25 protein-coding genes are annotated in these 20,908 nt (G+C 70.6%); all 25 read right to left on the bottom strand.

Features of this window, described 5'->3' with window-relative positions; all coding sequences use genetic code 11:
• Nucleotides 1–46: 46 nt before the first annotated feature.
• The 25 genes from H8R17_RS01535 to H8R17_RS01660 all read right to left on the bottom strand — a co-directional run bounded on the left by H8R17_RS01535 (nucleotide 47) and on the right by H8R17_RS01660 (nucleotide 20,891).
• On the bottom strand, nucleotides 47–985 hold the full coding sequence (locus H8R17_RS01535) for a DUF317 domain-containing protein (RefSeq protein ID WP_187821261.1): 939 nt from the start codon (nucleotides 983–985) through the stop codon (nucleotides 47–49).
• Between the two features lie 286 nt (nucleotides 986–1,271).
• A complete protein-coding gene (locus tag H8R17_RS01540; RefSeq protein WP_187821262.1) occupies nucleotides 1,272–2,135 on the bottom strand; it encodes a hypothetical protein in 864 nt (287 codons plus the stop codon).
• A 32-nt stretch (nucleotides 2,136–2,167) separates the two neighbouring features.
• Complete coding sequence (locus H8R17_RS01545) at nucleotides 2,168–2,767, bottom strand: hypothetical protein (RefSeq protein WP_187821263.1); 600 nt, start codon at nucleotides 2,765–2,767, stop codon at nucleotides 2,168–2,170.
• A gap of 56 nt (nucleotides 2,768–2,823) precedes the next feature.
• Nucleotides 2,824–4,620 carry a type IV secretory system conjugative DNA transfer family protein gene (locus tag H8R17_RS01550; protein ID WP_187821264.1) on the bottom strand — a complete coding sequence of 599 codons (1,797 nt, stop codon included), beginning with the start codon at nucleotides 4,618–4,620 and terminating at the stop codon, nucleotides 2,824–2,826.
• A 32-nt stretch (nucleotides 4,621–4,652) separates the two neighbouring features.
• The gene (locus H8R17_RS01555) at nucleotides 4,653–5,429 is read right to left on the bottom strand and encodes a DUF317 domain-containing protein (RefSeq protein WP_187821265.1); all 777 of its coding nucleotides are present in this window, start codon (nucleotides 5,427–5,429) and stop codon (nucleotides 4,653–4,655) included.
• Nucleotides 5,430–5,431: 2 nt separating this feature from the next.
• Entirely contained in the window at nucleotides 5,432–5,848 is a 417-nt protein-coding gene (locus tag H8R17_RS01560; protein ID WP_262504918.1) for a hypothetical protein, read from the bottom strand.
• A gap of 169 nt (nucleotides 5,849–6,017) precedes the next feature.
• A complete protein-coding gene (locus H8R17_RS01565) occupies nucleotides 6,018–6,839 on the bottom strand; it encodes a DUF317 domain-containing protein (protein WP_187821266.1) in 822 nt (273 codons plus the stop codon).
• Nucleotides 6,830–7,186: a hypothetical protein gene (locus H8R17_RS01570; protein ID WP_187821267.1), complete on the bottom strand. Its 357-nt coding sequence runs from the start codon at nucleotides 7,184–7,186 to the stop codon at nucleotides 6,830–6,832. The genes H8R17_RS01565 and H8R17_RS01570 overlap by 10 nt, the downstream gene beginning before the upstream one ends.
• A 25-nt stretch (nucleotides 7,187–7,211) precedes the next feature.
• The gene (locus tag H8R17_RS01575; RefSeq protein ID WP_187821268.1) at nucleotides 7,212–8,015 is read right to left on the bottom strand and encodes a DUF317 domain-containing protein; all 804 of its coding nucleotides are present in this window, start codon (nucleotides 8,013–8,015) and stop codon (nucleotides 7,212–7,214) included.
• Entirely contained in the window at nucleotides 8,012–8,395 is a 384-nt protein-coding gene (locus H8R17_RS01580; protein WP_187821269.1) for a hypothetical protein, read from the bottom strand. Before H8R17_RS01580 ends, H8R17_RS01575 begins: the two co-directional genes overlap by 4 nt.
• 276 nt (nucleotides 8,396–8,671) lie before the next feature.
• Nucleotides 8,672–9,079, bottom strand: a complete 408-nt coding sequence (locus H8R17_RS01585; protein ID WP_187821270.1) for a hypothetical protein — start codon at nucleotides 9,077–9,079, stop codon at nucleotides 8,672–8,674.
• A gap of 16 nt (nucleotides 9,080–9,095) precedes the next feature.
• Complete coding sequence (locus tag H8R17_RS01590; protein WP_187821271.1) at nucleotides 9,096–9,743, bottom strand: hypothetical protein; 648 nt, start codon at nucleotides 9,741–9,743, stop codon at nucleotides 9,096–9,098.
• A complete protein-coding gene (locus tag H8R17_RS01595; protein WP_187821476.1) occupies nucleotides 9,740–10,498 on the bottom strand; it encodes a hypothetical protein in 759 nt (252 codons plus the stop codon). The genes H8R17_RS01590 and H8R17_RS01595 overlap by 4 nt, the downstream gene beginning before the upstream one ends.
• Before the next feature lie 23 nt (nucleotides 10,499–10,521).
• Nucleotides 10,522–11,217 (bottom strand): hypothetical protein, encoded by a 696-nt coding sequence (locus H8R17_RS01600; protein WP_187821272.1) that lies wholly within the window; start codon nucleotides 11,215–11,217, stop codon nucleotides 10,522–10,524.
• A 13-nt stretch (nucleotides 11,218–11,230) separates the two neighbouring features.
• Nucleotides 11,231–12,076, bottom strand: a complete 846-nt coding sequence (locus tag H8R17_RS01605; RefSeq protein ID WP_187821273.1) for a relaxase/mobilization nuclease — start codon at nucleotides 12,074–12,076, stop codon at nucleotides 11,231–11,233.
• A complete protein-coding gene (locus tag H8R17_RS01610; protein ID WP_187821274.1) occupies nucleotides 12,073–12,510 on the bottom strand; it encodes a hypothetical protein in 438 nt (145 codons plus the stop codon). Before H8R17_RS01610 ends, H8R17_RS01605 begins: the two co-directional genes overlap by 4 nt.
• A gap of 118 nt (nucleotides 12,511–12,628) precedes the next feature.
• The gene (locus H8R17_RS01615) at nucleotides 12,629–14,329 is read right to left on the bottom strand and encodes a caspase, EACC1-associated type (RefSeq protein ID WP_187821275.1); all 1,701 of its coding nucleotides are present in this window, start codon (nucleotides 14,327–14,329) and stop codon (nucleotides 12,629–12,631) included.
• Between the two features lie 7 nt (nucleotides 14,330–14,336).
• On the bottom strand, nucleotides 14,337–14,681 hold the full coding sequence (locus H8R17_RS01620; RefSeq protein ID WP_187821276.1) for an effector-associated constant component EACC1: 345 nt from the start codon (nucleotides 14,679–14,681) through the stop codon (nucleotides 14,337–14,339).
• Nucleotides 14,682–15,100: 419 nt separating this feature from the next.
• Complete coding sequence (locus tag H8R17_RS01630) at nucleotides 15,101–15,634, bottom strand: hypothetical protein (RefSeq protein ID WP_187821277.1); 534 nt, start codon at nucleotides 15,632–15,634, stop codon at nucleotides 15,101–15,103.
• Nucleotides 15,631–16,338, bottom strand: a complete 708-nt coding sequence (locus H8R17_RS01635; RefSeq protein ID WP_187821278.1) for a hypothetical protein — start codon at nucleotides 16,336–16,338, stop codon at nucleotides 15,631–15,633. The genes H8R17_RS01630 and H8R17_RS01635 overlap by 4 nt, the downstream gene beginning before the upstream one ends.
• Entirely contained in the window at nucleotides 16,335–17,267 is a 933-nt protein-coding gene (locus H8R17_RS01640; protein WP_187821279.1) for a hypothetical protein, read from the bottom strand. Before H8R17_RS01640 ends, H8R17_RS01635 begins: the two co-directional genes overlap by 4 nt.
• Nucleotides 17,268–17,411: 144 nt before the next feature.
• A complete protein-coding gene (locus tag H8R17_RS01645) occupies nucleotides 17,412–17,909 on the bottom strand; it encodes a hypothetical protein (RefSeq protein ID WP_187821280.1) in 498 nt (165 codons plus the stop codon).
• Between the two features lie 48 nt (nucleotides 17,910–17,957).
• Nucleotides 17,958–18,986: an MFS transporter gene (locus H8R17_RS01650; protein WP_187821281.1), complete on the bottom strand. Its 1,029-nt coding sequence runs from the start codon at nucleotides 18,984–18,986 to the stop codon at nucleotides 17,958–17,960.
• 259 nt (nucleotides 18,987–19,245) lie between these two features.
• Nucleotides 19,246–20,436, bottom strand: a complete 1,191-nt coding sequence (locus H8R17_RS01655; RefSeq protein WP_187821282.1) for a hypothetical protein — start codon at nucleotides 20,434–20,436, stop codon at nucleotides 19,246–19,248.
• The gene (locus H8R17_RS01660) at nucleotides 20,433–20,891 is read right to left on the bottom strand and encodes a hypothetical protein (protein ID WP_187821283.1); all 459 of its coding nucleotides are present in this window, start codon (nucleotides 20,889–20,891) and stop codon (nucleotides 20,433–20,435) included. The genes H8R17_RS01655 and H8R17_RS01660 overlap by 4 nt, the downstream gene beginning before the upstream one ends.
• Between the last annotated feature and the right edge of the window lie 17 nt (nucleotides 20,892–20,908).

The raw sequence follows: 20,908 nt of genomic DNA on the forward strand, positions 1-20,908 counted from the left end.
TGGCCTTCGGCGGCTGTGTCGCGCTGGATCCCGGCGGCGGAGATGTTCAGCGGCGCGGGCCCGGCGTGATGGCGGGGGCGGCAACGGCGGGTGGCCGTGTGGTGGTTGACCAGCGCGGAACGCTGACGGTTGCCGGTGCAGGACCGCGAGCCGCCCGGGCGCGGGCGAGGTCTAGCGGCGTGGGCACTGCCGCGGCCCGGGGCGCCGCGGGGGCGTCCGGCTTCAGCGGGCGCAGGTGGGCGTGGCACTCGCGCGGCACGCAGGCGCGTTCACGGGAGATTGGCGCCGGATCGGCCAGAGCTGTGGCGAAGGCTGCGACCAGGTGGGCGGGGGTGGCGCTGTGGAAGTCGGCCTCCCACAGCGCCCGTCGCGTATCCGGGGCGGCAAGGATCCTCGCGCGCCACGCCTCGTCCCGGGCCACTGTGTGCCCGCCGAACGAGGAGGGAGGGCGGTATTCCAGGCGGGCCAGCCGGTCGGGCGAGGTCGCGGTGATGTGCAAGCCGTCCACGGTGATCTGCCAGCGGGCGGCGTGCAGGACCTCCCACACCGTCTCCGGATGGTCATCGCGCTCGCGGTAGGGCTCGTCGTCCCATCGGCCCGCGGTGACGTCGGCGTCCAGGGCGGCGGTGACGGCGGCGACGATCTCGGGCGGGGTCTCCTCGGTGAAGGCCGCGGTCCACGTCGGTGGGGAGTGCAGATCCGTGCGGCAGCGGATCTGCCACAACGCGGTGGCGTCCGGCATCAGTTCGGATGCTTCCGGGACATAAGCGACGCGGAGCTGGCTGCCCATGGTCGTGACGTAGAAGTTGCCCATCTCGTCACTCATGGCGTGCCAGTAGTGATGGGTCAGCGGGACGAAGGCGTCGTCACCGCAGTAGGCACTGCCGGCGAGGTAGCCAGGGGCGACGAGGACATCGTCATCGCTACGGTCACGGCCGGCCCGCTGCGTGCGGCGCAGGCCGGGGTCGGGGCGGGGTTCGGGCACAGGGGAGTCCAGTGGTGGGGAAGAGACGGAGCGCTTCGGACCGCCGTCAGGTGTCGGCGTCCAACGGCCCAGGCGGCGCAGGAGCTTGAGCTGTGCCGAAGAGGCCGGGCGGGAAGCTCAGCGGCGTGATCGTGTGGGGTGGGCAAGGCGCATGTGCGCCGGTGTTCGGGCGTGCGCGCCTCAGACCAACCGGCTGCGTGCAGCGGGCGGATGACCACGGTGGAATTGCCGGGGCCAGCCAGGTAGACGGGGCCGACCAGGACGCGGTCCGTCGGGGCGAAGCCGGTCATCGCGTGCGTCCCACGGCGGCCTGCTTGGTCGCGGGAGGCGTCACGGCCGCTGTTCGGGCGGGGGTCGTGGCGGGCTTGTGCTGGGAGAGGGCACGCTGGCCTTCGGCGGTGACGTGGAGGCGCTGGCCCTGGTGCAGGGATGTCGTGGTGTCCACCTCGACGAGTCCTCGCTTGATCAGGGCGTTGAGGGTGGCGACGTTCACGGTGGCCCGGTCCTTGTCGATGGCCTTGAGCACGCCGTATCGGCTGATCACGTAACGGGTGCCGCCCCCTGCGGACAGCCGGGCGAGGACGGCGTACTGGCTGTCCGTGATCTTCGGCGCCGGTGTCGCCTGGTTGTGTTCGGCGTGCTGCTTCAGGTCCCGGGTGATGCCGCTGGCGAGGTAGTAGCAGCCGGTGTAGGCGAGGTCGAGTTGGTGGGCGGCGTTCGCGAGGTGCTCCGCCATGGCGGGGAGGGCCTCCGCGTGCCGCGCCGTGCGCACGGCTGCTTCCTCGGCCGGCGAGCTGGAGAACGGGGCGCCTGGCGGGCCGGGGAATGGGGCGCCCTCCAGCGGGTTGGCCTCCAGCGCGCAGGCCAGGTCGGATACGGCGATACTGGCGGCGGAGACGACGGAAGCGAGTAGTTCCAGGGACGGGCGGCTGCCGGGTACGGCGGTGTACTGGCTGCCGTCGAGGGCGGCGAGGCGGAACATGGCCTGTTGGACCAGCTCGTTCGTGTCCACGATCTTCGCCGTGAGCTGCTGCCGGGCGTCGGTGCCGGGGGTCAGGGCGAGCGAGCGGATCTCGCTGTGCAAGTCCTCGAAGTCGCTGCCGAGTTGCCGCAGTCGGGCGATCTCGGCTTGAAGGTCGATCTGGCGCATGGTGCAGTGCTCCGGGGAAAAGCGGACGGTGGTCAGCGGCTGCGCCGCTGGACCGGTGTGGTGGGCGGCGGTGCGGGGGCGGCACCGGGGCGGGACACTGCCTGTGGGATGTCCTGCCAGGTCGCGATGCCGAGGTCGATGCGCACGCTGATGCCGTCTGCGTAGAGGTGGGCCTCGGCGCGGACAACAGCGCTGAGTGCGTCGCGCTCACCGAGTCCGGACGGCAGTGCGTACTGCCGCTTCGCCCCCGCTGGTATGAAGCCGTGCTGGACGAGGACAGCGTCGGCCTGGCCCGTGGCCGCGGTCGCGGTGACCGCGTGGTCGGTGAAGCGGATGGTCACGTCGGGCTGGGCAGCCGGGCTTGCGCCGTGCTGGCGCGTGGTCCAGGCCAGGTCGACGAGGTCCAGGGTGTGGGCCATGAGCCCGTAGGCCGCCACACCGGCGCGCTCGTGCGCGTCCTCAGCGGTCTCGGGCGGCAGGAGGTAGAGGGTGCGGCCCTGGTGCTCGCGGGCGGTGAATCCCGCCCCGGTCAGGATGCGGGCGGCGTTGCGGAGAGGGCGGTTGAGGACGACGAAGGTCCATCCGTCGCCGGTCGAGCCGATGAAGACGTCGTGGTGGTCGGTCAGAGCCATGCTGCTCCGGAGAGTTGGGGACGGTGAGCGCGATCCGGGGGTGTGGCGCAGCCCGGTCAGGCGGCCGTGCCGTAGTCGCCCTGCTGGGGGGCGTGCTTGGCGACGGCGCGGGCGGTGATGGCCTTCGACGCGCGGGCGGAGGCGGCGGACAGCTCGTCGGCTCCGGGCTCCAGGTACCAGGGACGCAGGTCGAGCATCGCGGCGCGCATGCCGGTGGCGAAGCACAGCGCGGTGCCCTTGGGCAGGGCCCGGATGGCGTCGGCCGGCAGGATCCGCTCCTGCCGCATCGACACGGAGGTCGACTTGCCGGACTCCGAGTGCGAGGTCGAGGTGGTCTCGACATCGTGGTCGCCGATCAAGCGGCTGAGCTTGTCGGCGAAGTCGGGGTCGTCGATACCGCTGCCGATGACCTTCACGGTCGAGGCGGACCACATGGCGTCCATGCCGGCGTCACCCCAGACCTTCTGGCCCTGGCGGTAGGACTGCAGGATCGTGATCGGGATGATCCCGCGGCTGCCGAGGTGCGAATACAGATCCGGCAAGTCGCTGATCTTGCACACGTTGGCGGCCTCGTCGAGGATCGCCAGCATCGGCGGGTCGAGCCGTCCGCCGGCGCGCTCGGCCTGGGCGGTCGCGGCCCGCATTACCGAGTCCGCGCACGCCGCGATCAGCGCACTGGCGCCGCCGCCTCCGTCTTTGCTGAGCAGGAAGAGAGTGTCGGTGGAGCCGACGAACTGCGCCGGCTGAAATTCGGGGACGTCCTTCTGCGGCGTCACCCAGGCCGCGATCTCGGAGTTGAGCAGCGCGGCGGCGTACTGGCGGGCGGTCTCGTAGATGCCGTCGCGGGTCTCGGGCGGGCCCTCGACGGTGCCCTTGAGCTGGGCGGCGACGGCGGCGAAACCGTGATCACGGAGGATGTCGAGTGGGGTCCGGTCGGCCGGGAAGGCGAGCCACTGCATGATGTCGGTGATCGGCCGCTCGTCGAGAGCCGCGGCCAGGAGCAGCTGGGACAGGATGTTGCTGCCGGCCTTGGACCAGAAGTCGCCCTGCTGGGATGCGTCGACGCTCGCGGCGAGGAAGTGGCCGGCCAGCCGGTTCGCCCCGTCCAGGGTGGTCGCGCTGGCCAGGGGGTTCCACCACATCTCGCGGGCAGCATGGGCGATCTGCTGCGGGTCCATGGTCCACACCTGTCCCGCCTTCGCCCGCGCTTCGTAGGCCGTGGTGAAGGCATCGCCGGCGGCCTTGTTGCTGGTGAGCAGCACCGGTCCGGGGGCGTGCAGGATGGAGGGGATCGCGAGTGAGGTCGTCTTGCCGGAGCGGGGCGCCATGATTGCGACGGCGACGTCCTCGAACCCCATGCGCACCTCGTGCTTGGTGCCCTGCAGGTTGCCCAGGAGGATGCCGGTGTCCTTCGCGTCGATGTTCTTGGTGTCCTGCAGGCTCGGCCGCAGGGAGCGGGCCTTGTCGGTGATCGCCTTGGCCATCAGGGGCTCGATGTCCCGGGCCTTGGCCATGTCTGTGATCTTCTTTTTCCGGCCGCCGCTGCGGCTCTTGTGCCGGGCCCATACGACGCCGGCCGCCGCCCCGAGGGCCAGGAGCAGAAGGACGGGCACGATGCGGGCGCCGATCAGCAGGGACGTTTCTCCCGCATTGGGCCAGACCTGCTCGGGGTGGAGTAGGGCGGCGGTCGGCTGGTATGGCGCCCAGTCGGCTCCGGTGAGGTAGGCGGTGATGTTGCCCGAGAGCCAGGCGAGGTGGGCGAGGGGGACGACGATCGCGAGTACGCCGAGGAGGAGGCGCAGGACGAGGTCGTATCCGTCGGTGGACCTGTTCGAGGAGGAGGAAGGGGGCAAGGGCTACGTGCTTCCGGGCGGGGACGGAGGGATTAGCGGCTGCGGCCGTTCTTGACCGGCGGAGGCGCCGAGGGCATCGGTGTGGCCGGCGGGACGGCGTGCCGGGCAGCGAGGGTGCGGACGCGTTCTTCCAGCGCCCCTGCGACGAGTACGGCGAGCACGTCTGTGGTCCGGCGGGTGACGACGTTCGGGTCGTGGGTCGGCAGACTGTGCACGCTGTCGGTGCGCGCTACGGGGGCCGGATCGGCGAGCGCGGCGGTGAACGCGGTGACCAGGCGCGCGGGAGTGTGCTCGCCGAAGCGGGCCTGCCACACCTTCTGATGCAGGCCGAGCGTGACGGTGACGAACCAGGCTCCCGGATCACCGGGCGTTCCCAGGCGCTCGACGTACGCCGCCTTGTCGGGCGATACGAGGCCGTCGTCGCCGTACGGTGACCAACCGATCTGCCGGAGCGGTTCGTACGGGTCGGACGATGTACTCGCTGTTGAGGCGGGGTCGGTGAGGGTGTCGGTGACGGCGGCGATGAGTTCGACCGGGGTGCGGGCGCCGAAGCTCGCGTACCAGGCGGGCCGGTCCGGTTCCGCAGCGTGGCTGAGCGTCCACCACTGCCCATCGGGTTCGGGCTCCAGGCGCAGGAGGGCCTTCTGGTCGGGGCTGGAGAGCAGGACGCGTGGCATCAGGGGGTCGTTGCCGTGACTCCAGCCGCAGGCGCGGTGGAGGGGGACGGTGATCCAGGCGGGATCACCGCCGCCGGCGAGGTGCCGCGGTGCGATGAAGTAGACCTCGACGGTCTCGGGAGCCGGGGGCATGCTCACTTCCGTGCCGCAATCCGTCGGAGGGGTGCGGGGACCGGTATGGGGGCCAGAGGCGAACGGGCCTTGCGAGCGGAGGAGTTGATCTCCCGGAGTGCCTTGCCGTGAGTGGCCCAGTCATCGAGGTAGCTCCACGATTCGGCGTGATGCTCGGCGAGGGCGTCGTCGAAGTCGGCGGTGCCTGGCTTGGCGGTGACGGGGAGGGCGTCTCGGGTCTCCAGCCACTGCTCGTGCAGTTCGTCGAGCCGGTCGAGGGCGTCGCGCAGGACGCCCAACTGGTAGACCCAGCGGCTCTGCACCGTGTTCTCCGGCAGCTGGGCCAGCTGTGTCTCGGCGGTGGCCAGCAGGTGACGGGCGCCGTAGCGGAGCGGCTCGAACGCCTCAGCGGTGTCTGCGTCGCGCTGGCTCGCGCGCATGCCGTAGGCGTGGTCGTCGTGGGGCCAGCCGTCGAGGTCGGTGTGCTCGTCGGAGTAGGCGTCCCAGGCGTCGAGGATCTTCTTGCTGTCGCTCAGATAGTCGTCGAGGTGGCGGAGGAAGTCGCGGTGTGCGTGGTGGTCGGTGGAGATGAGGTGGAGTCCTGTCCGTTCAGCGGCGAGCGGCCGGCTGGGCTGGGCCAGCCTTTGCCGGGGTTGTCGTGGGCTTCGTCTGCTGCCGGCGGGCGGAGCGTGCCCGGGCGCGGAGCGACTCGATACGGGTGGTGTGCGCGTCGACCACCTGCTGTGGGCGTAGTGAGCTGGCCTCCTGCACAACGCTGTAGTGGCCGGTGCGGTCGTACATGCCGCGCTGGAGCGGGCTACGGTCGGCCAGCGCGGTGAGGAACGATCCGACCAGGTGGGCGGGGGTGCGCTCGTCGAAGTAGGCGTGCCAGATGCGCGGGCCGTGGAACTCTCCGTGGCCGGGCTCACGGGTCTCGACGTGCCAGGACGGCCGGTCGCGAAATTCGCTCAGCGGGCGCAGTTCGATGTGACACATGGAGTCCGGCGAGCGCGCCGTGCCGTCCGAGTCGCGGTGCCACCCCGCCGAGGTCACCGGTTGCCACGGGTCCGGCTGCTGTGGCGGCGGGACGATGAGGGCGTCCGTGAAGCTGGCGAGGACCTCGGCGGGCACGAGTTCACCGAACTCGGCGTACCAGCCGGGCTCGGTGTCGGTGGGCTCCGCCCGCAGCCGCCACCACGCCGAGGTGGCGGACTGCGGGTCGAACTGGAGGCGGTGGCGCAGGTCGGGGCTGCGCAGGACGATCTCGGCACTCAGGGGGTCGGAGACGGCGCTCCATCCGGCGGCGGTCAGACCGTGGGTGACGTGGCGGGCGTCTCCGGGGCCGGCGAGGTGGCGGGGGCTGGTGTCGAACGGGATGCGCCCGGCGTGCTTGTCGGCGTACGCGGCGAGCTGCCGTTCGCTCAGCGGCACCGGCAGTACCCCGGCTCGCTCGTGCCGGCGCTGCCGTACAGGTCGCGGAGGTCGTCTAGGACGTAGTGGAGGGTGTGCTGGTCGGTCTGCTCCCACGCGGCCGTGCGCAACTCGGTGATCAGAAGGTCGACCTGCGCGGTGCGCGGGACGTCCGGGGCCTCCTGCAGGGCACGAGCGAGGGCGCGCAGGGTGTCGGCGAGCTGAACGGGCAGGCCCGTGTACTCATCGAGAAGGGGCTCGACGAGGGCGAGGGCCTCCACGGGGTCAGGGTTCTCGCGCAGGTAGTCGGTGAGGTCCGACAGGGTCTCGGTCGCGGTGCGAATGGTGTCCGGGGTGAGTGCGGGCATCGGGCTCCTTGGGACGGGCATCGGGTCAGCGGCGGGTCCGGGCGCCGCCGGCGTGGGTATAGGGACGGGCGGTGGTGCGCGGCCGTGTGCTTCGGGCGCTGTTGCGGGCCCAGGTGGCGGCGCGGGCGGCCGTGATCCGGGCCTGCTGCCACGCACTGAGCTGGGAGGGCTTGACGGAGACCGACCAGGTACGGATCTGCGCGCTCAGCGGCACGCGTCCGCGTGGGCGCATCACGGGATCGGGGCCGCCGAGTTCGGTGGAGAAGGCTTGCACCAGGTGCATCGGCGTGTTCGGCGTGAAATTGGCCGTCCATCCGTTGCCCTTCTGGTCCTTCGCTCCGGTCCACCACATCGCCGAGCCGTCGGCGCCCTGGTGGTACTGCATCCACGCGGTGCCGTCGGGGCTGGTCGCGGTGTAGTGCTCGCCCTCGAAACGCGTGTGCCAGTTCTGCTCCTGCAGGGGCGCCCAGACGTTGGGGGCGTGGGCGGAGCGGGGTCGGGTGAGGGCGTCGGTCAGGCCGGCGACGATCTCCACCGGGGTCTGTCGGCCCAGGTGCGCCGTCCACTCGCCGTTGGGGCCGTCCGCTTTGCCGTGGATGGTCCACCCGCCGGGAAGGACATTGGGGTCGTAGGCGACACGGACGGTGCGGTCGGGGCTCTCCATGAGCAGAGGGCCGTTCGTCTTGGACTTGTCCCGCCATCCCGAGGCGCGCAGGAACTCCGAGACGTGTCGGATGTCGCCGCCGCCGGCGAGGGCACGGGGCTGGACGAGGTAGTGCTGCTCGGCCTGTTCGCCTGGCCCCCAGCCCTGCCATTGCTTCTTCTTCACCGGTGCCGCCGGACGACGAGCGGTGCGGGTGCCGGGGGCTTCGGCGCGGTGGTGGCGGGCTGGGTGCCGACGTGCCGGAGGGTGTCTTTGTGTTCGTCCAGGTCGAGGGTGATGTCGTGCAGTTCGTTCGAGGCGCGGCCCAGCGCGAGCCACACCTCCGCGGGGAGAGCGCCTCGTTCGGCCTGGTCCTTGGCGAACATGCTGCCGGTGGCGACGAGGTGGGTGATGCTGCCGAGGATTCCGGCGTCCGGGTCTAGGACGCGGGCGATGACCTGCGCGGCCTGGGGCGGGGGAAGCTGGGAGAGGTGGTCGGCGAGCTGGCCGAGTTGTCGGGTGATCTCGTCGGCCAGTTTCACCGGGTAGGGGGCGGGGTGGGTCATGCTCCTCCGGGTCGGTGGACGGTCAGTGGTGGTGGCGGTGGCCGACGCGCTGCGTCTCGGCGAGGACGGCCTCCGGGCGGGCGCTGGCGAGCGGGGAGGCGCGGTCGGGGCCGGTCGGGATGCAGGCGCGCAGGTAGCGGCGGAACAGGGCTGTCGCGAGTCGGGGTTTGAGCCGGTTGCTGATCGGTGGGGGTGTGCGGGCTGCTACAGGTTTCTCCGGGGATCGGGCGGTGCGGTGGTCGGCCCCGGCGTGGTGCCGGGGCCGACCGGGTGGCCTTACGGGGTGCGGCGGGCTGGAGAGGGGCGCGAGGGGGAGCTGGCCGGTGCCGGATGCTGCGCGGCAGGGCGAGCCGCACGGGTGCGGACGTCGTGCACGGCCTGCCGGTAGGTGGCTTCGTCGAAGATGTCGGGCGTGCAGTTGACCTCGTACCCGGCCAGGAGCAGGGCGGGGATGGCGCGGGTCGCCAGGCGCTTCTGCTCGTCGGCATCGAGGTGTTCGGGCACGGTGTGCCAGATGTACAGCGGCGCGCCCGTGGGGTATTCGTGACGTTCGAGGCCGAGCTGTTCCAGCAGGCCGTGGAGTTTGGCGGGGGCGCCGGTGGGGGTGTCGGCGTGGATGGTGGTCGTCAGGGCCTTGATGTAGACCTCGACGTCCGTGCCGTATTCGTCGGCCAGGTTGGCCATGTGTTTCTCTCCGGGTTCAACGGCGGCGGGAGGCCGGGGGCTGGGCGTTGCTCGGCGGCGGTGTGGGGGCCGCCGGTTGCGGAGCGCGGGCGGCGTGGTTGCGGGCGCGGAGGATCACGTGCGCGGCCTGGCTCAGGGAGCTGGCGGTGTCCCCGAGCCGTGCGAGGGGTTCGGGTTCCTCGCCGGGGGCAGCCCGCTGGAGGTCACTGGCGGCGATCCAGCCCCGGACGACCACTTCCCTGGTGAGGGGCAGCAGCCCGTTGACCGGGGCGGCGATCTCGGTCAGCACCTCGGCCACCGCACTGCTGGTCCTGGCGGCCGAGGCCCGCTCGGCGAGCTGGGCGAGGTAGCGCAGGGCCGCGTCATGTTCGCTGTCCGGCGTGGCCAGCGCGTTCAGAGCGGGGTCGAGGTGGACGCTGTGACCGGCGGCGAGCAGGGCATGCAAGGCGGTGGTCGCCTTCAGCCGCTGCTGCTCGACGGGCAGGCCGTGCGGAAGTCGGTGGTAGTCCCCGCGGGGTCCGGGGACGGAGAGGAAGCCGCCGGTTCGCTGGAGGATGTCCGCCGCCTTCTCGGTGCCGCCGATGGCGACGACCAGGTCGGTACGCGGGTCCTTAGCGATGGTGACGTACTCCAGCACCCAGAACTCGGGCTCCGACTGCTTCATCGAGCCCTGGCGGTCGGCGTACGGTTGCTTGCCGGGGAGGGCGGCATGGAGGCTGGGGCGGAGGTGGGCGCGGTCCGGCCTGCGGGGTGCTGGAGGGCGGTGCCGATGCCGAGGGCGTCGAGCTGAGGGCCGATCTCGCGCAGGGCGCGTGCCTGCGCCCTGGTGTCGCCGCCGCTGAGGCGGTAGGTGCCGCTCTGCGGGTCCTGGACAAAGCCGTTGGCGACGAGGATCGCGCCGGCACGGTCGTCGACGGGGGCGGTGGCGACGCTGCCGTCCAGCTGCCAGGTCAGGACGACCCGGTCCGGCTGGGAGGGCTGGATGCCGCCCAGGGCGTTGTGCCGGACCTGGGCGAGCGCGCTGTCGTAGCGGGCGAGCAGGTCATCGGCGACGTGCTCGGCGCTCAGGAACGGATCGTCCGCCAGGGCGATGCCGTTGGGCTCGGGGACAGCGCGGTACGCCTCGTCGGGCAGGGCGCGCGGGGCGACGGCGGCGATGAGGAATCCGTCGCGTTCGTCGTGCCGGTCCAGAAGGACGAGCTGGGCGCCGTCGGGGCGGCTCAGGACGGCTGCCTGCCGGAGCGGGTGCTCGGCGAGGGAGGCGGCGGCCAGGTCCAGGTCCCAGATGCGGTCAGCCAGTTCGGTGAGGTCGTCCTTGGCCTCCGGCGGAAGGTGAGTGCTGGTCCAGGTGTCGGGGAGTTCGCCGGCGAGGACGTCGGCGTACGAGGCGAGGCGCTCGGAGGTGTCGTAGTCGTGCATGGTGTCCTTGGGCGAGGTGAGGGTCAGCGGCGCAGTCCGGCGGCCACCGGTGGCGGCGGGGCCGGGAGCGTGCGTGGCGGGGGCGGGCAGGCGCACACGGCGGAGCGCTCGCGTTCGGTGGCGGAGACCTCTTGGGTGCAGGCGCTGCGGCCGGGGTGCGGTGCGTGCCGGTCGGCGAGGGTGTTGCGGGTGTCGGCGAGGTCGGTGCGGATGAGGCGGAGGTGCTCGTCGGAGAGGTAGCGCAGCCGCCGGGCGATGTAGGGGTCGGCCGCCTGGCCGAGCCCGTCATGGAAGTCGGCGGTGGCGGTGAGGACATCGCCCAGAGCGGCGAGGATGCCGTCGTGGGCGGCGGTCAGCTCGGTCAGCGCGTCGGCCGCCTCTTCCGTGGTGGTGGCTTCGCGTATGCGCTCGGCGATGTGGGCTACGGAGGAGCCCAGCGGCAGGTAACGGGCCGGGCGGTAGTCGGTGTCGAAGCCCTCGTCGCAGTCGACGTGATACCCGGCGGTCCGGAGGCGGGCGACGGCGTCGGTGGCGAGATCGGACTCGCCGTCCTCGGTAAGGCCGGTGGGTGCGCGGTGGTAGGTCTCGTGGACGCGGACAACGGCGATGAAACCCGCGCGCTGCAGGACGCTGTGCGCCTCGGAGTCCCCGCCGCGGGCGAGGAGTTCGTCGGAGTGCGGGTCCCGGCGGATGTCCAGGAAGCGGTCGGCAAGGGGCAAAGAGACGTTTCTCCTACGGCGATCGGTGGGCGGTGCGCCGGGCGGCGGGCGGTACGGCGGCGACCCGCAGCTGGACCAGCTGCGCGGCGGTGCTGTCCAGGTCCTGCTGGATGGCATGGAGGCGGCGGGCGATCAGCTCCAGACGGTGCGCCGCGTCGGTGCCGACGGCGCCGGGCTGGCGGGCGATCCGGTGCGCGGTGTGCTCGACGAGTCCGCGGACCGTGGCCAGCGGACCGACTTGCTCGTCAGCGAGCTGCGTGAGGACCCTCGCGAGCTGGGCCGATGCCGTGGGCGCCGGCCGGATGGAGAGCCCCGCCGTGGGGCCGGTGCGGACGGGGATCAGGTGGAGGTCCTGCTCGATGCGGCGCGCCTCGTCCGAGAGCCGCCGCAGGATGTCTGCGGGCGGGGCGTGCCACGCGCCGTCGAGGTGGATCAGGTTGGCGATCAAATCGAGGCGTCCGGGCTGCGCCTGAACGGCAATCCACCGGCAGCCGTGCTCCTTGCCGGGAATCTCGATGCCGGCGGCCCGCGCGAGCCGGTGGGCGGTTTCGGCCCACTCGGGGCCGGTCAGCTCCCGGTCGTCCGCGTGAAGCCGGATGTCGAGGTGGAGGATCGCCCGCCGGTCGTCGCCCGGGCCGGCTGCGAACGGGTGCTCCAGGTACGGGTCTTCGAGGTGCTCGGCCCACTGGACGGAGGTCCAGATCTTCTGCTCGTCGTCCAGAGTGAAGTAATCCAGGCCCGGCCAGTGGGCGACTACCGTGTACTCCGTCAGGCCCTCGTTCGGCGAGACCGGCCGCCCCAGCGCCTCGGCGAGCGGGTCGTGCGGCGTGTGGGTCCGCTCGTGCAGGCGGGGAATCACCGGCCGCCCCGGACGTCGGCGATGTGCACCAACTGGTTGAGGGCGGTGGTGGTGTACCAGCCGCAGTCGATCAGCTCGTTGCGGCCGGCGTACCGCGGCAGGAGCGCGTCTTCCATGGCCCGCAGGTAGATCAGGCAGTCCGGGCAGCGGCGCGAGAGGTGCACGAGGTAGCGGGGGTGGCCGGTGACGTAGGACTGGGCGCCGCCGGTTGCATCACGCAGCCGCCACCCGTCCTCGTCGGTCGGGGCGTGCCAGGACGGGACCACGACGCGCATCGCGTCTCCCCAGAGTTCCCCGCCGGCCACTCCCTTCAGGACGACGACCATGTCGCCGGCCTGGAAGTGCTGGTGCGTGATGTCCCGGTTGGGGGTGAGCGGGTCGGGTGTGAGAGCGACGGCCGGGGCGGACGGAGGTGTCCAGGGCGGCGGGAGCATGCGGATCCTTCCACGCGAGACGGGGGCGGTGGGAGGAACAATGGTCCGGAGGATCGCCGGTTTGGCTAACCGGCGATCTGCGGCTATGTTCCGCCCGGCTCGGTGGTGCGTCCGGGGGTCAGTTCGCGCCGTAAAGGGCGGCTGCGATCGCGGCGCGCATCTCGGCAGCACTGCTGTACCGCCCCCGGGGATCACGCTCAAGGGCCCGCATGATGATCGTCTGATACTCAGAGGCCAGTGCCGGGAGGATCTGGCTTGGCGGCGTGGCAGGCCCCGCGTTCTTGCGTGACATCACCGCGGCGACATTGTCGGCGGGGAAGGGCGGCTGTCCGGTGCACAGTTCGTAGAACACCACCCCCGCGCCATAGATGTCGGCGGATACGGTCGGAAGTTGGCCGAGGAGACTTTCGGGTGCCATGTAGATGGGCGTGCCCACCATGGTCCCGTCACCTCGGTGCAGGGGCCCCCGCCCCTCCTCTGCGATGACGTGGGAGACCCCGAAGTCGAGGATCTTGACCCTGCCGTTCGGCGTCAGCATGATGTTGCCTGGTTTGACATCGCAGTGGACCACCCCACTTTGGTGGGCGGCCTCCAGTCCGGACAGCACGTCATGGACGGCCTCCGCAGCCTGATCGGGCGACAGCGGCCCCTCACGGAGCGCAGTCGACAGATCGATTCCCGGGACAAGCTCCATCACGAAGAACCGCCCGGCCTTGCCCTCGACTACGTCGTGGATCGCAGCCACGTTCGGATGGCTCAGCGCCGCCGCGACGCGTACTTCGGACCAGAAGACTTGCCGCTCGAAGGGTTCGTCGGCTCCGTGAAGCTGAATTGACTTCAACGCGACCCGCCGGTCCAGGAGACGGTCATAGGCCACATGCACGGTTCCCATGCCTCCCCTCCCGAGAGGGGAGAGGATCTCGTATCGCTCGCCGACCGGGGTCGGCTCCGCTCGATCACTGACCGAGGTTGGTTCCACGTAGCGTCGGTTCGTGCTTCGCACGTCCGCCGACGGCGGGAACAGTCGGTTGGCCAGTGCCTGCAGATGTGTCCCAGGAGCGGGTCGCGGAGCAGCCGTGGGGGTGTGCGGCCGGAAGCCGGGGTTGCGTGCGATGACCAAGGCGCCGGAGGTGTCGGTACCTGTGCGGTCAGGTGTTGGGCGGCCCCGTGCCGCTAGGGCTGCTTTGACGTGGATGTAGGCGGCGTCGATGCTGATCTCTGCGGGGCCGCCCGCGATGCCATGGGTGAGCACGTGGAGCAGTTCACCGGTGAAGGCGGTGTAGGTCTCGCCGATCGGTGCGAGTGCGGGCAGGTCGTGGCGGGCGGAACTGATGACCACCGCTCCCGTTGTCGCCACTTGCACCCGTAGCGCGTCGGCCGCGTCTGCCATCAGTCCGTGGGCTTGTCCGCTGAAGCAGCTGTCGAGGATCACCACCCGGCGTTCCGCCCGGGTTTGGATCAGCACGGACTTCAGCCATGCGTACGGCAGGCAGGTCCACGGCTCGTCTTGTCGGGAGCTGGTGACCGAGACCGAGTACCGCAGTTCGTCGTCGAGATGGCCGTGTCCGCTGTAGTAAACGAGGAGGGTGTCGGTGGCTTCGGCGGCTGCCTGTTGGACGGGGTTGATGAATTCGGATGACTGTCTGGGGTCGGTGACGACCGTGCAGTGCTCCGGCGGCAGGCTCCAGCCTGGTGCTGAGGTGAAGAACTCGGCGAGTGCCGCAAGGTTGTTCCGGACGGCCGGGAGGGGCGGCAGGTGGTCGTAGTCCGCGACGCCGATCAGGACCACCCGTGAGGATTCCGGGCGGGGGAGCGGCATGCGTCGGCTACTCGCTCTCCAGTGCCCGGACGATCCGGGTGACGTCGGCTGGGTCATCGGAGTCCACCGTCACCCTTACGCCGTTGCGTTCGATGGTGACGACCGGCGTCGATGGCCGGGCCCGTCGCCAGGCACAGATCGTCAGTGCCAGGCTGGCCGTCGAGAAACCTGACTGAGTGACCAACGCGATGACGTCGAGGGCTGCGCCCATCTGGCCCTCGGCGGGGTGCGCTGGCTGGAGGGTGATGGTTGCCCCGGTCCTGGTCGCCGTGTCCTGACGGAGCCACTGCGTGAGTTGACGCAGGTCCCGTCCCGGCGAGTTTCCGCCCACGGAAATGCGGTACTCCGACATGCTTAGACTCCTCCCCCTGAGTCCGCGTCCATTGCGGGTGCGAACTGGCGGTCCATCATAGAGCTGGCCGACCTTTGGGGCCGAGGCGGGGCTCGGTGCCGTGGTGCAGCGCGTAGCTGAGTCTTGAGGGCGCTCTGTCGCTGACGAGAGAGGTCTTCGTGCTCATGCCGCCGCAGGAGGGCCGAGGTGTGAGCGTGGGGTTCTCACCGAACAGATGCTCCATCTCATGAGCCCCGGCGGCATGCTGGAGAGCCCGGCAGGATCGCGATCCCTTCAAGGATGCGGCGGTGGTCGGCCCACCGCCGCATCCGGACTGGATCGGCCGGCATTAACGGCTTGATCAGGTCTCACACGGCATCAGTGATCGCTAGCCGAACGACACATCGGATCAACTGACTAACCCGCCAGGGCGGCAGGTTCTAGGCGACCGCTGCGGTGAGCATCACCAGCGGGATGTTGGAGCCTTCTGGAAGCTCAGCGAGAGGTGAACGGGGAAGGCCACAGACCATCCACAGACGCATCGAGTGGTGGGTGACCAACTGGCCCGAGCCGGTGCCGTCTTCGTTGAGCACGTCGACCTTTAGCAGCATGCGCTCTCCGGATTCTCCGAGAGCCCAGAGGTCCAGGAAGCAGGGGCGTCTGCATGTACGGAGGTTCCGGCGCTGGTTCTTCCACCTGAATCTCACGACCCCGTCGGCGAAGGCGGTCAGTGAGAGGGCGCCGGAGGCGTAGGCGGAGCGCCCGTCCCAGATCCACACCATGTGACCGTGGTCGAGTTCACGTCCCATGATCTTCGTCGGGGACATGCTCGCGTGCTGGATCTCAACCACACATCCGTCGGCCGCGATCACGTCGGCGATGTGGTTTCCTCGCCACTGTTCACGGTGGGTCGCCGGCACCACAGACTTCCAGTAGTCGTGCCACTGGGTCGAGGAGTAGCTGAGGCTGCTCATACCGCTCCCGCCAGGGTCACCAGATCCGCCTCGCTCATGCCAAGCTCCGCGGCACCAATGCCCAGCGCAGCCAGCGCGTCCAGCCCGATCGTCGGGTTCTCCTTGATGCGCTCCTGAGCCCTCTGAAGGGCACGGAGCTGTTTTTCCAGCTCCGCGTACTGGCCTGTGAGGATTTTCCGGAACTCGCGGCTGTCCTTCTCCTGCTGGCGGAGGTGCTTTTGGTTCGCCTTGATGGCGAGGAGTTGTTTGGTTACCTCCACGATGCGGGCGTGTACCAGGTCGGCGGGCAGGAACGAGCGCTGGCCAGGGATGCCGATCCCGACGTCAGCTCCGGTGCTGCAGCCGTCAGAGGCGGTTCCTGAGATTGCTCCGTCACCACCGAGGCCGGGAATCGGTGGTGTTGCCCCACCGGGTGCCTTCGTATCGCCGCCCTTGCTCGATCCTCCGGCTGGCGGCGTTTCGATGCCGCTGTGGGCGAAGCGGAGCATCAGCTCGTTGTCCAGTGCGCCGAGGACAGTGCCGAAGACGACCTTGAAGTACTCGATCGCTGGCAGCTCGCCTGCCTGAACCCCTTCAATCATGAGATCCATGAACTCGCCGGTCCGTCGGTTCTTGTCGCTGTGCTGCGCGAACAGCGGGCCGTAGTTGTCCGTGATCCACTGGCGGGCTGCGGCCGACAGAGAGGTGTAGCGCGAGGCGGTCACCGCACACCTGCCTGTCCGGCGGTCCGGGCTGAGTGCAGTCGCTGTGCCCAGTGCACTACGCCCTCGCACGCCTTCTCCAGGTCGTTGAGCATCTCCTCGTCGGCGATGTTGATGATCTGCTCGGGGTGCATCTCGACCAGGCCGTAGAGCAGGTCCACCCGGCGCCGGAACTGGAGCACCAGTCGGTCGTCGGTCTTCTCGGCGACGGAAGTGCTCCCGCGGCTGCCTGTCACCTGGGCGACCTGAGCGAGACTGTCGCGGACCTTCAGCTCCACCATCGGATCGGCCGCGAACGCTTCCACGAGGTACGTCGGCTCCATCACGCTCGCCATCACTGCCGACCTGACGTCGGGACGAGCGAGCTGCTCCACGATCTTCTCAGCGGTCATCGCGGAGGCGGAGTTCGGCACCGGCCGCGCACCGATAGCTGCGCGGAACTCCTGCGCCGTCACACGGCGGCGGCCGGGCTTCTGGAGCATCCCAAGCAGGATGTCCCAACGGGCCTGGCGCTGCCGCTTGCGGCCCTCCACCGGCAGCGCCTTCTCGGCGTCCCGGACCTCCTTCGGCAGGGAGAATCCCAGCGCAGCCTCACGAACGACTGAGTAGGACACCGTCACGTCCGACTCGGCTAGCACTTGCCTGAGAGCGCCCCCGCACCTTGAGGACACGCGCCGGTATTCACGAGCCATCTCGGCGGTAATGCCGATCTCTACGGCGAACCTCCTGATCACTTCATCGGATCCCTTGGAAGACTCGTCGTCGCCCATCGGCGCGACTTCAAGCAGGAGATCTCCGATTTTCAAGCGCGTCTGCTGCTTCTCGCTTGTCAGGAGGTCATCGCGCGCTACCAGCTTCTGACCGCGCTCTACCTGTTCAGAGGAGTACGCCGGTTCTGCTTCACGAGCACTGGGCTCGATCCAATCCGTCATGGCTCGGAACGTAGATTGGGGGACTGACAATCCTTCGTGCTGCACAACCCGTTCGGCCTAATCGGCCCCCTGCGGTGCAGGACGGTTCACCCATTCGGCGGGCATGGCTCTCGAAATCCGTTGGACTGCGTCCCCAGATGGATGTCAGCGGAAGGGATTCTCCGTCGGGCGGTCCTGCTCCGTGGCTGCGTCGAGGAGTTCGAGCACGTCGGTGCCCTCTGCGTCGCGCTGGTCGATCCACCACCCGGCGCGGGTGATGGCGCGGGCCTTCTCCTCCAGCTCCGCCCAGTCCGCCTCGTCCCAACTCCCCTCCACGACCAGCGCGGTGTGCGCGGCCGTCATCAGCTGGTGGCGGGAGCGCTCGCCCCAGTCCAGGGCCTTGGCCGGGCCTTCCAACTGCGGCATGTCGAACTGCTTCGCCCACGCGACGGCAGCCTCCTGCTCAGCGGCGCGCTTGGCCGCGAGCCACTCCTCCTTGGACTCGGTGTCGGCGTCGCGCGCCGCCTTCCAGCAGTCGGCGCAGTCCTTGGCTGAGAGCCAGCGGGCGAACCCTGCCCGCTTGTCGGCAGGACGGCCGGACAGGTCATGAACCACCTGGTGGGAGCACGCGTGCTCCACTGTCCAATGCGTACGGACGGCCATAAATGGATCTCCTAAAAAGGGTTGGAAAGTGGGGGTGTTGCGCCCGGATCAGGGCGTCTTGTGCCGGCCTCGGAGCGGGCGGCGGTGCCGGCCGCACTGCATGTGTCCGGTGGGGCCGAGACGTCGGCGAGCGGCGAGAAGGACGGTGAGAGCGAAGGCCGCGCCGGCGGCGGGGAGCGCAGCGCTGGCGAGAGGCTGCTCGGCGAGGCGTCCGGCGAGGGCGGTGCCGGCGGACTGCCCGGCGCCGATCGCGAGGATCAGCCACGCGTACGCCTCGCTGGAGCGGCCTGCGGGGGTGAGGGCGTCAGTGGTGACGTAGGCGCAGGCGACCACGATGGTCAGGAACGCACCGGGCACGGTGACCGCGGCGGTGGCCGCATACGGGGCCGGAAGGGCAAGGAGCGGGAGCCACCCGGCCAGGAACGCGGCTGTGGCGATGATCAGTCGCCTGGTGGTGGTGCCGGTCCAGGTGCGGCTTCCGTAGATGAGGCCGCCGAGGAAGGCGCCGGTGGAGAACGCGGCGGGGATGATGCCCGAGAGCATGTCCTGGTGGTGGTGCTCGGCCATGGAGATGGACCACACGTTCATGGCTCCGATCGCGAACCCGATGCCGGTGAGGGAAACGAGCAGCAACAACGCGGCAGGGGTGGCCAACTGCCGAGCCGGGGCCGCGTCCTGCCCCACGAACGGTTCGGGTCGCCAGCGTCGCGACGGCGGAGCGAGGGCGACCGCGGCGGTGCCGGCCAGGCCGAGAGCTGCGGTGACGGCGAGCGCGACGGCGGGGTTGTAGGCGGAGGCGACCGCGGCCACGAGCAGGGGGCCGACGATGTACAGCAGGCCCTGCGTGCCGGTGTCGAGCGCGAGCGCGGCGTGCCGCAGCCGAGGGTCTGGCAGCACGCTCGGCCACAGCGCCCGGAGTCCGGCCTCCAGGGGAGGCGTGGTCAGGCCGCCGGCGACGACGATGCCCGTGGCGAGGCCCGGTCCGCCGTACGGTCCGGCCAGGGGCAGAGCCACCAGGAGGGCCGAGTTGAGCAGGGCGGCCGGAAGGTGCACCGCGCTCTGGCCGTGGCGGTCCATGAGGCGTCCCTTGACCGGCTGGGCCAAGCGCGGACGACAGGCCGTACAGGGCGCTGAGCAGCCCGCCGAAGGCGATGCTGCCGCCGCTCGCGGTGGCCCACAGAAGGATCGCGACGGGCGCCATGCCGTTGGGAAGCCGGCCGGTGAGGGTGCCGCCGAGGAGGCGGGCGACGTACGGGCTGCCCAGCACCGCGCCGTAGGAGATGCGCGGTGCCGGGGCCGGGGATGCGGTCAGGGACAACGGGTGCTTTCTCCGTGCTTAGCGGTGGCGGGCGGGCGTGCTGGCACGGGGCGGCGGCGTGGGTGGTGCGGTGTCCACGGCCGGACGCGGGCGGACGCGCAGCACGGGGGTGCGGTGCGGCGGCAGGACGGCGACGGTCGCGCCGAGGTCCTCGGCCGCCTCCTCGACTTCGCGGGTGAGGAACTCGATCTGCCGGCCCAGCGCCGAGAGACGGGCGGCGATCTGGCGGCCCTGAACGGCCTCCAGCGCGCTGGCGAACTGGCCGCTGGTCTCCAGGAGTTCCTGGAGACGGACCATCGGGCCCGGGGTGTAGCCGCGCTGGACGGCGCCGAGGAGAGCTTCGGAGGCGTCTCCTGCGGTCTGGCCTTCGACGACGTCGCGGATGAGTTCCTGCAGCGACACCTCCGGGACCGGCGCTGGGCGGTTGAACCGGGAGACGTCCGCGCGCAGCACGCCGGGCGGGACCGGGGCAGGTAGTACCTTTCCTGCCTCGTATTCGTGGGCGTAGTGCCCGATCACCTGCCAGCCCGGTGCGTCCGGGTCGCCTCGTAGCGCGACCAGCGTCGAGTCCTCGTTCTCGATGAGGTGGGCGAGGGTGATCGGCTGGCCGTCGGCGGCGTACCACGACTCGGTCAGCTCCAACTCGCCTCGCCTCTGCGCGACCTGGGCCCTCTCGGTCCACGTCTGCTGTTCCTCGTCGGTCAGCGGGGCCTTGTGGTGGTGGTGTTTGTTCTGGTCGGCGAGGTCGCTGGCGATGAAGCTGTGATCCGCCCAGGCGGTGAGGTGCGGCCACAGGGCCGAGTGCTGCGCGCGTTCCGCCGGGGAGCCGGGGGCGGCCGGCCGGTCGAGGGCCCGGCGGATCTCGGCGGCGGAGGCGGCCAGGCCGTCCAGCACGGCCCGCCACCCGGCGAGGTACCGGGCGGGTGGCAGCTCGTCGAGTGCACGGCGGGCGGCGTCGAGCAGAGTGTCGGCGTGCGGGGCGAGGTGTGTGGTGTACGCCTCCACCGCCGCCCTGTTGCGGTGGGCGCGAGCGGCTGCCGCGGCGTCTGCGTGGACGGTGCGGCCGTAGCGGTCGCATGTCATGTCGAGCGCGACCTCGCTCTCGCGGTCGATGACCGCCATCCGCAGCCGGAAGGTGCGTGCACCGTCCGTGAGTTCCGGTGTCACCGGGACGGAGCCGTCCGGGGTCGGATTGCTCGCGGGCGTCATCGGGACCGTCCACTGCCCGAGGCCGTCAGGTGGACGGTCGGTGCGTAGGTGGGCTTCGGCGGGATCGGCCGGGCCGAGGGCGGGGAAGTGGTGGGCGGTGTGGCGCGCTGCGTCGTTCGGCCGGCGGCGGCTTGGGCGAGACGGCTGCGGCGCTCCTGGAGCCCGTTCGGCGGGACCGGGCGTGGTGGGCCGGCGGAGAGGGACGGGTCGAGGCGAATGTCGGCCTGCACGGTGTAGCCCTGGCGGCGCAGATCGTGGACGGCCTGGCGGGTGCGGCGGGGGCCGTCGCGCTCGGGCTCGCTGAGCCGGTACAGCCCGGGTTCTTCGGGAACGGGCTCGAACTGCTCGCGTTCCAGGTACCAGTGGGCGAGGTGCGCGGGCATGGAGGCGGTGAAGGAGGCGACGAAGCCGTGCGTGTCGTGGTCGCCGAAGACGAAGTGGGTGCTGGGTTGCAAGGGGGCGGGGTACTCCT

It is taken from the genome of Streptomyces sp. TRM68367, assembly GCF_014495685.1.
Taxonomy (GTDB): Bacteria; Actinomycetota; Actinomycetes; order Streptomycetales; family Streptomycetaceae; genus Streptomyces.

Coding starts and splice junctions, on each gene's coding strand:
- H8R17_RS01540 (WP_187821262.1), bottom strand. CDS start 2,135: ATGCGCCAGATCGACCTTCAAGCCGAGATCGCCCGACTGCGGCAACTC.
- H8R17_RS01545 (WP_187821263.1), bottom strand. CDS start 2,767: ATGGCTCTGACCGACCACCACGACGTCTTCATCGGCTCGACCGGCGAC.
- H8R17_RS01555 (WP_187821265.1), bottom strand. CDS start 5,429: ATGCCCCCGGCTCCCGAGACCGTCGAGGTCTACTTCATCGCACCGCGG.
- H8R17_RS01560 (WP_262504918.1), bottom strand. CDS start 5,848: ATGCGCGCGAGCCAGCGCGACGCAGACACCGCTGAGGCGTTCGAGCCG.
- H8R17_RS01570 (WP_187821267.1), bottom strand. CDS start 7,186: ATGCCCGCACTCACCCCGGACACCATTCGCACCGCGACCGAGACCCTG.
- H8R17_RS01580 (WP_187821269.1), bottom strand. CDS start 8,395: ATGACCCACCCCGCCCCCTACCCGGTGAAACTGGCCGACGAGATCACC.
- H8R17_RS01585 (WP_187821270.1), bottom strand. CDS start 9,079: ATGGCCAACCTGGCCGACGAATACGGCACGGACGTCGAGGTCTACATC.
- H8R17_RS01590 (WP_187821271.1), bottom strand. CDS start 9,743: ATGAAGCAGTCGGAGCCCGAGTTCTGGGTGCTGGAGTACGTCACCATC.
- H8R17_RS01595 (WP_187821476.1), bottom strand. CDS start 10,498: ATGCACGACTACGACACCTCCGAGCGCCTCGCCTCGTACGCCGACGTC.
- H8R17_RS01610 (WP_187821274.1), bottom strand. CDS start 12,510: ATGCTCCCGCCGCCCTGGACACCTCCGTCCGCCCCGGCCGTCGCTCTC.
- H8R17_RS01615 (WP_187821275.1), bottom strand. CDS start 14,329: ATGCCGCTCCCCCGCCCGGAATCCTCACGGGTGGTCCTGATCGGCGTC.
- H8R17_RS01620 (WP_187821276.1), bottom strand. CDS start 14,681: ATGTCGGAGTACCGCATTTCCGTGGGCGGAAACTCGCCGGGACGGGAC.
- H8R17_RS01630 (WP_187821277.1), bottom strand. CDS start 15,634: ATGAGCAGCCTCAGCTACTCCTCGACCCAGTGGCACGACTACTGGAAG.
- H8R17_RS01640 (WP_187821279.1), bottom strand. CDS start 17,267: ATGACGGATTGGATCGAGCCCAGTGCTCGTGAAGCAGAACCGGCGTAC.
- H8R17_RS01645 (WP_187821280.1), bottom strand. CDS start 17,909: ATGGCCGTCCGTACGCATTGGACAGTGGAGCACGCGTGCTCCCACCAG.
- H8R17_RS01650 (WP_187821281.1), bottom strand. CDS start 18,986: ATGGACCGCCACGGCCAGAGCGCGGTGCACCTTCCGGCCGCCCTGCTC.
- H8R17_RS01655 (WP_187821282.1), bottom strand. CDS start 20,436: ATGACGCCCGCGAGCAATCCGACCCCGGACGGCTCCGTCCCGGTGACA.